General features: G+C 72.5%; 7 protein-coding genes, 1 pseudogene and 2 riboswitches. All 8 genes and pseudogenes read left to right on the forward strand.

Features of this window, described 5'->3' with window-relative positions:
• Positions 1 to 128: 128 nt before the first annotated feature.
• A riboswitch (cobalamin riboswitch) is annotated at positions 129 to 206 on the reverse strand.
• Positions 207 to 289: 83 nt separating this feature from the next.
• Positions 290 to 431, forward strand: a riboswitch (cobalamin riboswitch).
• A 180-nt stretch (positions 432 to 611) separates the two neighbouring features.
• Positions 612 to 3,434, forward strand: coding sequence for a prenyltransferase/squalene oxidase repeat-containing protein (locus ACFVVA_RS17230; protein ID WP_387690310.1), 2,823 nt, complete (start codon positions 612 to 614; stop codon positions 3,432 to 3,434).
• Positions 3,431 to 4,540, forward strand: coding sequence for a hypothetical protein (locus tag ACFVVA_RS17235; RefSeq protein ID WP_387690312.1), 1,110 nt, complete (start codon positions 3,431 to 3,433; stop codon positions 4,538 to 4,540). The genes ACFVVA_RS17230 and ACFVVA_RS17235 overlap by 4 nt, the downstream gene beginning before the upstream one ends.
• Positions 4,541 to 4,626: 86 nt before the next feature.
• Positions 4,627 to 5,778 (forward strand): CbiQ family ECF transporter T component, encoded by a 1,152-nt coding sequence (locus ACFVVA_RS17240; RefSeq protein ID WP_387690389.1) that lies wholly within the window; start codon positions 4,627 to 4,629, stop codon positions 5,776 to 5,778.
• Positions 5,775 to 7,418: an ABC transporter ATP-binding protein gene (locus tag ACFVVA_RS17245; RefSeq protein WP_387690314.1), complete on the forward strand. Its 1,644-nt coding sequence runs from the start codon at positions 5,775 to 5,777 to the stop codon at positions 7,416 to 7,418. Before ACFVVA_RS17240 ends, ACFVVA_RS17245 begins: the two co-directional genes overlap by 4 nt.
• Complete coding sequence (locus tag ACFVVA_RS17250; RefSeq protein WP_387690316.1) at positions 7,415 to 8,266, forward strand: ECF transporter S component; 852 nt, start codon at positions 7,415 to 7,417, stop codon at positions 8,264 to 8,266. The genes ACFVVA_RS17245 and ACFVVA_RS17250 overlap by 4 nt, the downstream gene beginning before the upstream one ends.
• Before the next feature lie 85 nt (positions 8,267 to 8,351).
• Positions 8,352 to 8,504, forward strand: a pseudogene (locus ACFVVA_RS17255) (short-chain fatty acyl-CoA regulator family protein); the annotation flags it as partial.
• Between the two features lie 455 nt (positions 8,505 to 8,959).
• Positions 8,960 to 9,982 (forward strand): hypothetical protein, encoded by a 1,023-nt coding sequence (locus ACFVVA_RS17260; protein ID WP_387690318.1) that lies wholly within the window; start codon positions 8,960 to 8,962, stop codon positions 9,980 to 9,982.
• Between the two features lie 277 nt (positions 9,983 to 10,259).
• Positions 10,260 to 11,624: hypothetical protein (locus ACFVVA_RS17265; RefSeq protein ID WP_387690320.1), on the forward strand; the 1,365-nt coding region annotated here is incomplete at its 3' end.

Below are 11,624 nucleotides of genomic sequence, written 5' to 3' on the forward strand. Positions count from 1 at the left end.
TCCTTGGGGTGACGGGCGCGCCGGTCCTGCCCCGGGACCCAGCGCACTCGTTCCAGGAGCGCGGCGGTACGGGGCGGCGGCCGCCCGGATCGCGTGGGCTGGCTGGTGCTGGTGCTGCACGACCGCGCGGGCATTCGGGCTCGGGGCCGGTGCAACCACCGCCCCACACCGCTGCGCGTCAGCTCCGGATTCGCACCGGATTCCCCCGCTCGGCCACCGCGGACGTTACCGCACCCGTGAACGGATCTACGAGGTGGCGAAAGCGACATGACGACTCGTTGACGACGACTCCGAGCACATGGTGTGATGAACCGCTTTTTAATCCTCGGCAGTCAGGGGAAGCCGGTCCGATTCCGGCGCTGACCCGCAACCGTAGACCCGCCCGCAAGGGCCGGTGAGCCGGAATGCCTGCGCCGGGGCCTTGTTCATGAGTGCATGCGTCGTCGTGGACTACGACGCGGTCGCGACGGCCCCCCGTACCGGGGAGAGCCGTCGGCTGCGTCGTGGGACCCCGACGACCGATCGGGGAGTCGCCGGTGAGGGTCAGCAGCAGTCCTACGCGTCACAGAAGCAGAGAACTGGGCTCGCTTCTGGTCACCACGGCCGTCGCGGTGGCCGCGGGAGGAACCGTCCTGCTGGGCCACCCCGGCTCCGCGGCAGCCGATCCGATCGAGCAGTGCACGGCGACGACGGGCGCGATCGTCGCCGTCGACTTCAGCCACTGGGGCGGCGGGGTCGTCCGGGGCTGTGACGCCCACCCCACGACGGGCATGAACCTGCTTCACAACGCGGGATTCACCACGACCGGAACCGAGCACGACGGGCCCGCCTTCATCTGCCGACTCGGCACCGGGACCTTCAACGGCGGTGCCCAGTACCCGACTCCGGCCGAGGAGCCGTGCGTCAACACCCCGCAGGCCACCGCGTACTGGTCGTACTGGATCGCCGCACCCGGCCAACAGACCTGGTCCTACAGCCGGTTCGGCGCCGGCACGCAGCAGCCCAAGCCCGGCGAGGTCGAGGCCTGGGTGTACGGCGGCACCGACATCGGGGGCACCAGCGGGGCGCCGAGCTTCACCCCGGACTCGGTGCGGGCCAGGAACGGCGGTGCCTCGCCCTCCGTGACCCCTTCGCCCTCCGCGACCCCTTCGCCGTCCGCGAGCCCGACCGGTCCCAGTGCCACCGGCGACCCGGCCGCGGCCTGGCTGGCCGGACAACTGGTCGGCGGCGACCACATGGAGAACTGGGCCGCCCCGGGGCCGGACTACCCCCGGACCGCTCTCACCGCCATCGCGCTCGCCGCCGCGGGCACGCAGGACCCGGCGCTGCGGAAGGTCGTCGGCTTCCTCGCCGACCACACCGACGCGTTCCTCCACCCCGCCGGCCCCACCGGCACGCCCGACACGCGGGCCGCTGCGCTGCTGGCCCTCGTCGCCGAGAGCACCGGCCGCGACCCGCGCACCTTCGGCGGGCGGGACCTGATCGCCGCGCTCACCGACCACGTCTGCACCGCAGCCGGGGAGAACGGCAACTGCACCGCTGCCGGGGACTTCCTCGGCGCGGCCTCGCCCTGGGTCCAGTCCCTCGGCGTCATCGCGCTCCAGCGCGCCGGCGTCACCCCGCCCGCGCCGGCGCTCGCCCGCTTCACCGCCCTCCAGTGCGCCGACGGCGGCATGGCCGGCTCGATGATCGTCGCGGGTGAGCACTGCGAGTCGGACCCGCTCACCACCGCCGTCGCCGTCCTCGCCCTGCGGACCGCCCCCGGGTACGAGGCGGCGGCGAGGAAGGCCGCCGACCAGCTGGCGGCGAGCCAGCAGCCGGACGGCTCCCTCCTGCCCTACGTCGGCGCCCCCGGCGACACCACCAGCACCGCGAGCGCCGCCCAGGCCTTCCAGGCCAGCGGCCAGGGCGCCTGCCGGGCCGCAGCCACCGCCTGGCTCGCCGCCCGCCAGAACAAGGACGGCGGCTTCGGCCCGGACGCGTCGACCACCGACCCGGACGCCGCAGCCACCGAACAGGCGATCCTGGCCCTGACGGGCACCGACCTCACCAGCGTCCGGCACAACCCGGACGGCGCCACCATTCCGCCGACCACCACGCCGGCCACCACGCCCCCGACCACGCCTGCCGGGCGAAAGCCGGACGCGGCCAAGGGCAGCGCCTACCTCACCGACCCGGCCCGGCTGATCGACGGCCACTACTACGAGGGCTTCCCGGCCTTCGCCGACTTCGGCCTGACCATCGACGGGGCCTACGCCCTCGCCGCGACCGGCACCGATGACGCGGCGCTGCGCCGGATCGTCGACTTCCTGGACCAGCAGGGCAAGGACGCGAGCGAGCGCACCGTCAACGACTGGACGGCCATCGGTACCGAGTACGCCGGCGGTGGGTCGATCGGCAAGGAGGCGCTGCTCGCCGAGGTGGTCGGCCGCGACCCGCGCGCCTTCGGCGGTCACGACCTGATCGCCGCCCTCGCCGCGATGGTGTGCACCAAGGCCGACGCGAACACCGGCTGCGCCGCCCCGGGCAACTACGTCTACGCGACCTCGGTGTTCTCCCAGGCGCTCGCCGTCATGGCCCAGCTCCGGGCCGGGGACGCCGCCAACGCCGCCCCTGCGATCGCCTACCTGAGAGGCCTCCAGCACCCGGACGGCTCCTGGCCGAGCCTGATCCCCGCCACCGGCGATGCCGACGTGGACAGCACGGCGATGGCCGTCATGGCCTTCGCCCTCGTCCCCGGGGACGAGGCCGCCCAGGCGGTCGACAAGGGGCTCGGCTGGCTCGCCTCGCGGCAGCTGCCCGACGGCGGCTTCCCCGGCGCGGCCGGCGACTCGACCAACTCGGCCGCGCTGGCCGTCCAGGGCATGACGCTGCGCAAGGCCGCCTACGGCGGGCAGATCGCCAGGGCGCTCGACTTCCTCGCCGGGCAGCAGAACGGCGACGGCGGGTTCAACGTCGCCTCCGGGGGACAGCAGGGCTCGGACGTCCGGGCGTCCACGCAGGTGCTGGGCGGTGCCACCGGAATCCCCTTCGGCACGCTGTCCCGCAACCTCGGAGGCACGCCGACGCCGACTCCCACCGGGACGCCGACCGGCACTCCCACGGGCACCGCGACCGCGACCGGTACGCCGACCCCGACGGGCACCGGCACGCAGACGGCGACGACGTCCCCCACCTCCGTCGCGTCCAATCCCGGTGACGGCTCGACCACCCGTCCGTCCGACGCCCCGCCCGTCGGTGACCCGCTCGCCGGTGGCCCGGTCGGCGGTGGCGCCTCCGCCGGTGCCGGGCGGTCCGGTACCGGCGGCCTCGCGGCCACGGGGAGCGAAGCACTCGCACTGACGGGGGCCGCCGGTCTGCTGACCGTGCTCGGCGCTGCGGCCGTCCTGGCCGCCCGCCGTCGTACCGCCTCCGGCCCGGGGCGTCACCGGTGATCCGGCGCTTCGGCCGGCTGCTGGGCGCAGCGGCCACGACCCTGGCTGTCGCGTTCGGCGGCGTCGCCGTGGGCACCGCCCCGGCGTCCGCGGCGCCGTTGCCGATGGACCAGTGCACCACCACCTCCGGCGTCGTGCTCGCCGTGGACTTCGGCACGTGGGGCGGACCGCTGCTGCGCTCCTGCGGCACCACGCCGACCACCGGGTACGCCCTGCTGAACCAGGGAGGCTGGAAGACCACCGGCACCGGGCACGACGGCCCGGCCTTCATCTGCCGCATCGGCTACAGCGGCTTCCAGGGCGGCAAGCAGTACCCGACCCCCGACCAGGAGAAGTGCGTCCTGACGCCCCCGGCCACCGCGTACTGGTCGTACTGGCACGCCGACCCGGGCCAGAACACCTGGTCGTACAGCCAGTTGGGCGCGATGAGCTACCAGCCGAAGCCCGGCAGCGTCGACCTGTGGATCTTCGGCGGCACCGACATCGAGGGCACCGAGGGGCGTCCGACCTTCTCGCCCGACAGTGTCCGGGCGCACAACTCCAGCCCCGGTGGGCAGCCGGCCGACCCGGGCCAGGGCACTGCGGGCGGCACCGGCGGTGCCTCGGGCGGTTCCGGCAGCGGGTCGACAAGTGGTGGTGCCGGGACGACCGGCGGCAATGGTTCCGGCAGCGGCTCCGGCGGAGCCACCGGCACGACCGGTGGCTCCGGGACCGGACGGGCCCCGGCTCCCACCAAGCCCCCGGCGGGCGGCGCCCGTCCGCCCGCGCCCGGCACGCCCCCCGGCACCGCCGTCACCCCCGAGGACGGCATCACCCCGCCGGGCGCGCCCGAGCCGACGCCGGTACCCGCGACACCGGTACCGGTCGATACACCCACCGCAGCGCCGACCGACACCCCGAGCGACCAGCCGACGGAGCAGCCCGCCGCGGCCGCGCCGACGCCCACCCCCGCCGTACCCGGCGGGGTGGTGGACGCCAACCCCGTCGCCGACGCTCCGCACGACTCCGGCTCGATGCTCCCCGCGGTGGTGGGCTCCGTCCTCGTCGTGGTCCTGGGCGTGGTGACCGTGATCACGGCGCGCCGCCGCCGGCGACAGGCCGAGTGATCCGGTTGACCACGCTTGACAAGCACGCTGTCACGCCGCCCGTCACCCCACCCACCGCCCCCGGGCGGGTCACGGGGGGCCGGCGCATCCCGCGCAACCTCCACCCGCTGGCCTGGTGGGCCTGGGCACTCGCCCTGGCGACGGCGGCCAGCCGCACCACCAACCCGCTGCTGCTCCTGCTCGTCCTCGCCGTGCTCGGCTACGTGGTCACCGCCCGCCGCAGCGACGCCCCGTGGGCGCGCGGATTCACCTACTACCTGTGGCTGGCCCTGACGGTGGTGGCGATCCGGGTGGTCTTCCGGTGCGTCTTCGCCACCGGGATCACCCCGCACGACCACCTGCTCTTCTCCCTGCCGCACATTCCCACCCCCGACTGGTACGCGGGCATCCGGATCGGCGGCCCGGTCTCGCTGGAGGCCACGCTCTCCGCGGCCTTCGACGGGCTGCGGCTGGCCTGCCTGATCTGCTGCATCGGCGCCGCCAACACCCTCGCGAACCCCAAGCGGGCCCTGCGGGTCCTGCCCGGTGCGCTGTACGAGCTGGGCGTCGCGGTGACGGTGTCGCTCAGTGTCGCGCCCCAGCTGGTGCAGAGCGTCCAACGCGTCGCCCGGGCACGGCGGTTGCGCGCGGGGCAGCGCAAGGGCGTGCGCGCCCTGCGCAGCATCGTGGTGCCGGTCCTGGAGGACGCGCTGGAGCGTTCGCTCAGCCTCGCGGCCGCGATGGACTCGCGCGGCTACGGGCGTTCCGGCACCGCCTCGCGCCGCTCCCGCCGGCTCACCGGCGCGCTGATGCTGCTCGGCATGTGCGGCCTGTGTGCCGGGGTGTACGGGCTGCTGGACGGAACGGCCCCGGCCGCGCTCGGTCTGCCCGCCTTCCTCGCGGGTGCCGTGCTCTGCGTGGCCGGCCTGCTGCTCGGCGGGCGGCGCGTCCGGCGCACCACCTACCGGCCGGACCGCTGGCGGGCCGCCGAGTGGGGCGTGGCCGGCTGCGGGGTGACCGCCGCCGTGCTGCTGTTCGCCACCGTCGGCTACGACGCCACCGACCTCAACCCTTCCCTGTACCCGCTGACCTGGCCGACGCTGCCGCTCGTCCCGGTGCTCGCCCTGCTTGTGGCGGGCGCGGCCGGGATCGTCTCACCGCCGCCCGGCCGGACGCCGGTAGCCGCTGGTGTTCCCGGCAGGACCGGCGGAACCAGCAGCACCCGCACCGACCGCACGACCTCCGAGGTGAGCACGTGATCCGATTCGACCGGGTCGGCGTGGTGTACGACGGCGAGACCACGCCCGTCCTGCGCGACGTCGACCTGCACATCCCGGAGGGCGAGCTCTGCCTGGTGGTCGGCCGCACCGGCGCCGGCAAGTCGACCCTGCTCGGCGCCGTCAACGGCCTCGTGCCGCACTTCACCGGCGGCACCCTGCGCGGCCGGGTCACCGTGGACGGGCGCGACACCGCCCACCACCCGCCGCGCGAACTCGCCGACGTGGTCGGCGTGGTCGGGCAGGACCCGCTGGCCGGCTTCACCACCGACACGGTGGAAGAGGAACTGGCCTACGTCATGGAGCAGTTGGCGATCCCGCCGGAGACCATGCGCAAGCGCGTCGAGGAGACCCTCGACCTGCTCGGCCTGGCCGAGCTGCGCCACCGCGCCCTGCACGAGCTCTCCGGCGGCCAGCAGCAGCGCGTCGCCATCGGCTCGGTGCTCACCGCGCACCCGCGCGTCCTGGTGCTGGACGAGCCGACCTCCGCGCTCGACCCGACCGCCGCCGAGGAGGTACTGGCCGCGATCACCCGGCTGGTCCACGACCTCGGCGTGACCGTCCTGCTGGCCGAGCACCGGCTGGAGCGGGTCGTCCAGTACGCCGACCGGGTCGCCTACCTGCCCGGCGACGGGACGGTCGTGCACGGCCACCCGGCCGAGGTCTTCCGGGACACCGCGATCGCGCCGCCCGTCGTCGAGCTCGGCCGCCTGGCCGGCTGGCGGCCGCTGCCGCTGTCCGTCCGGGACGCCCGCCGGGCCGCCGCGCCGCTGCGGGAACGGCTCACCGATCTGCCGGTTCCCCCGCCGCGCCGGGCAGCGGTGGCGAGGGAGCCGGTGCTGGACGCGAAGGGGGTGATCGTCCGGTACGGGCCGGTGGCCGCCGTCCGGGAGGTCGACCTGGCGCTGCGCGCGGGCGAGGTCACCGCTCTGATGGGCCGCAACGGCTCCGGCAAGTCCTCGCTCCTGTGGGCCCTCCAGGGCTCCGGGCCCCGCCAGGGCGGCAGCGTGAAGGTGGTCGGCACCGAGGGCGGGAAGCCCGAGGACCCCAAGCGCCTGCCCGCGGCCCGGGCCCGGAAACTGGTCGGGCTCGTCCCGCAGACCCCCACCGACCTGCTGTACCTGGAGACGGTCGCCCAGGAACTCGCCCAGAGCGACCTCGAAGCCGATGACACCGGGGGGCCGACCGCACGGCGGATCCTCGACCGCCTCGCCCCCGGGATCCCGGACGACACCCACCCCCGGGACCTCTCCGAGGGGCAGAAGCTGGCCCTCGTCCTGGCGATCCAACTCGCCGCCGCACCACGGGTCGTGCTGCTGGACGAACCCACCCGGGGCCTGGACTACCAGGCGAAGGCGGCGCTCACCGGCATCGTGGACGCCCTCGCCGCCGAAGGCCGTACGGTCGTCGTCTCCACCCACGACGTCGAGTTCGTCGCCTCCGCCGCCGACCGCGTCGTGGTGATGGCCGAGGGCGAGATCGTCGCGGACGGACCCACCGCCGAGGTCATCGTCGCCTCGCCCACCTTCGCCCCGCAGACCGCCAAGATCCTCGCCCCGCTGCCCTACCTGTCCACCCGACAGGTCGCCGAGGCCCTCGAACCCGCGGAGGCGGCCCGATGACCGCCCTACGGATCCCCGGCCGGGCCCGGGTCGTCATCGCCCTGGCGGCTTTCATCGGGCTGGTCGCCTTCACCTGGCCGTTCGTCGTCGCGCCCGGGAAGTTCGGCTCCTCCTACGCCCCGCCGCTGATCTTCGGCGCCCTCCTGGTCCTGGTCCTCGCCGTCGTCATCGCGGAGCTCTCGTCCGGCGGCATCGACGCCAAGGCCCTGGCCATGCTCGGCGTCCTGTCCGCCGTCAACGCCGGACTGCGTCCGCTCGGCGCCGGGACGGCCGGGGTGGAGACGGTCTTCTTCATCCTTGTCCTGGCCGGCCGGATCTTCGGCCCCGGCTTCGGCTTCACCCTCGGCTGCACCTCGCTCTTCGCCTCCGCCCTGCTCACCGGCGGCGTCGGCCCCTGGATGCCCTACCAGATGTTCGGCTGCGCCTTCGTCGGCCTGCTCGCCGGGTTGCTGCCGAAGGTCCGGCGGCGCCGTGTGGAGGTGCCCATGCTGGCCGTGTACGGGGCGTTCTCCGGCTACCTGTTCGGCTTCCTGCTCAACCTGTCGTTCTGGCCGTTCTCCACCGATCCCAACAGCTCCATCGCCTACCTCCCCGGCCTGCCCTTCACCGAACAGTGGCACCGCTACCTGCTCTTCGACCTCGCCACCTCGCTCGGCTGGGACACCGGCCGCGCCGTCACCACCTTCACCGCCGTCCTCGTCGTCGGGCCCGCCGTCCTGACCGTCTTCCGCCGTGCGGCCCGCCGCGCCAACTTCGAGCCCACGGTGCGCTTCGAGGCTCACCACGGTCCGGCCGCCGATGTGGGGCCGCCCACCGCTGCGCAGCCCACTGGACCGGCGCACCCCTGAACCGAAAGGGTGGGGCGCAGGCACAGGTCGCCAGGACGAAGCTCCACCTCCACCGGGGACGGAAGCTACTGGGGGAAGCCCAACGGGCTGCAAGGTCTGCGAACGCCCGGCCTGTCCGCAGCGCTCCGCCCCGGCCATCGGCCGGCCACTGGCCGTCGACGAGCACACCAGCACCTTCGTCCCCTATGCCGCGCTGCCTGGCCTCCGGGGCCGACGTGCGGTCGCGGAGTTCCGGTGAACCTCGCGCCTTGTTCCGTCTCGAAGGGCGGTGCCTGGGCGCGGATCGGACGCGGTCGAGAGGTTGAGCACCAGGTCTTCCTGTCCTACGAGGAGAAGCATCCGGCGGGCTTCGGACTGCCCACGAACCGCCCTGACGGTCCTCCTCGGCCCCGCCGCCACCCTGTGCTGCTGCAAACACCTGATCCGCCGCACCGCACAGGACCCGGTCGGAACGTCAAGCTCAGGTTTGAAGATGCGGTGGAGTCCGGTTCGGCGCAGGCTGGAAGGAGGCCACAGAGGCGCCGGGCGACAGCTTCCGGCACCGTGACGGGAGTTCGCGCTACCTCCTGTTCGGCCCTCGAACTTCGGCGCTCAAATCCGGACAGTGTGCGCGTGAAGCGCGGTACCTCATCAGGCTGATAATCCAGCTCCCTGATGGAGCTTCGGATCGCCATGAGTGACGAGGGACCTCAAATGACCCTGACCAAAACGCAACGAGACGCAGTGTGGGCTGCGATCGAGGGTCGCCGCCAGAGCGAGGAAGAGTTCTCCCGCCTCCTCAGGCACGCAAGCCGAGAAGAATGGCGCCGGCGCGCAGAGGCGGCCTTCCCGGAGCGAGCGCAGGCCCAGCGCAGACTGCTTGAGCTTGCCGGCATTGACACCACCAAGCTGGACCGGCAGGGCCGGCGGGACGACTCGTGGGCTCGGTCGTTCCTCGAAGTCCGGCGGGCCAATGTCGTGGGCCGCTCCAAGGTCGTCGCCGAGCGTCAAGCGCGAGAGACGGAGCAGCATGCGGCTACGGTCGCGAAGATCGCGAGGGCCGCCAGGCCGATTCCGGCGTTGGGGAACGGGCCGCTCCAGTGGCAGGAAACGGCCAATCTCGAAACCGCCTCAGAAATTCGACCCACGCCGTTTATCACGTCGGAGGACACCAGCTTCGATTCAGAAGTTGTCCAGATGGATCCGCTGAATAATCGGGCCAAGGTGTATGCCAATATGAGCACCGATTATGGCGATAATCCGGACTACTTTTCGGTTTTCAGGCTGGATTTCATGTTCGAATGGCTCATGGATCGACCATTGCTACTGAACGCGATCACATACGTCCAGCCCAATGGGTCGTACTTCCTGGAGGGGGACTGGCCTTTGGGCAGCGGGGAGCTGTCCTATTCCACGATCCTGCTCCTCTATTCCTATTCGCCTGATGGTGCAATGACGGAACTTCCGGCCGGTGATGCCAAGGCCCCCGTCGTTGCGGGCGTCTCGTCCGGATTTTGGGACAGCTACACCGACAAGAGTGGACTCATCAGCAACTCCTCCTTTCTCGCCGACAGGAACCTTTCCTTTGTGGATCAAGGATCCACTGCGGTATTTATTGTGAGAGTGGAGCTCGTCCTCGGCGCCCAGGACTCCGGTCAGGCCGAGTTCGATTTCAAGACCGGGGAAAGCGGAATCAATGTGCCGCAGCTGGTCGCCTGTGGATTCACTTTGCCATAGCCCGCCCTGCAGGCCGATCAATGGGATCGAACGGCCGAAAGCGGTGGCAACCGCTGATGCTGCCGGGTGATCACGCATTCTCCGGGCCTGAAGTGCCGCGTGGGAAACCGAGAGGCCGGAAATCGGGCGACCCCGCTTTCGGCCAGTGCAGGTCCGGTTCGCGCCGCATGCGGTGAATCGGGCTTCCCCGCTTTCCGTCCGGCAGGACAGTGCTGGTACAGGGGCCGTGCCCGTGGGGGGCGAGCGCCCGCACAGCAGAAGCAGGGGGTTCTCAGCGGTGGCATATCTGAACTACGAAATCCTCACCGACCCGGCTCCGCTCCAGGTGTCGGAGGCGGGTGAGGAATCGCGGGGAGCCGTGTACCTCGTCGTCTCCAACCCGACCACCGACGACGCGCTCTGGTTCTCCACCGAGGTGCGCGTGCCCTTCGGGGACAAGGACGGCGACCTGACGCCGGATCCGAAGGCCGTCGCCGTGCGGATCGCGCAGAACAGCGCGACGGACCCGGCGGACGAGCCGACGATCGGCTGGGACCCGACGACGGGTCTCCTCAGGGTGGCCGCCAAGGACCCCGGCCGCTCCGTGTTCAAGGGAAGCGGCTCGCTGGTCCTGGTGCTGGAGGGCTTCCCGGTCTCCGCGAAGGCGGGCCTGGTCCTGCTGCTGGTGGCGGAGCGGGCGGCGAACGGCCCCTGGGTGAAGACGAATCCGGTGACCCTGAGCCTGCTCAAGCGGGAACCCAGGGTGCCGCGCAACTTCCGGCCCAGGGCGTCCCTGGTGGCCGCGGGCAAGGACGTCGTCCTGCAGTGGAGCGGCCCCGACGATCTCACGTACCAGATCCAGGGTCCGGACGGTCCCCCGGAGGCGGTCCCGCCGAGGACCGGGACGGCGGCCGGTTGGCAGTGGTCGCCGAAGCCGGGCCGGGAGCCGAAGCGGGACGCCACCTACACCCTGATCGCCACCTCGCCGAGCCGGCGGCAGCCGGGCTACATCCTGACCACCACCGTCCACCTGCGCAGCCCCGAGTTCGAGGGCGTGACGGCGACCGGCGGGGTGCACACCCCGTGGGTGGAGGGGACGACGGACCGGGGCCGGGTCGTCCTCACCGCGCAGGGCGCGCAGGTGCGGAACGACTCCGACGCGCCCGGGACGGTCTCCGCCGCCACGGCGGACGTCGACACCGTGACCGCCACGTGGGTGCGGGGCCGGGACGGCAGCGCCGGGTGGATCCAGTTCCCGTCGGACGGGATCAAGGTCGGCCACGGCACCGGCAACGACCTGGGAACGGTCACGGCCGAGAAGATCAGCGTGAACGGCATCAACACCACGTGGGTGGGGGACCGCGACTCCGGCAAGGGGTGGATCGACTTCCCGCAGTCCGGCGTGAACGTGCGCAAGGACGGACAGCAGGAGTGGGGGACGGTGGCCGCTGACAAGGCGGATCTGAACGGTGTCAACACCAAGTGGGTGCAGGGGCGTTCGGCGAGCGACGGGTGGATCGAGTTCCCGCCCGCGGGCCTCAACGTGTACCAGGGCGCCGGGAGCCGCGAGTGGGGGACGGTGGCCGCTGACAAGGCGGATCTGAACGGTGTCAACACCAAGTGGGTGCAGGGGCGTTCGGCGAGCGACGGGTGGATCGAGTTC

This window comes from Kitasatospora sp. NPDC058048, from assembly GCF_042885555.1.
Classification (GTDB): Bacteria; Actinomycetota; Actinomycetes; order Streptomycetales; family Streptomycetaceae; genus Kitasatospora; species Kitasatospora lactacystinica.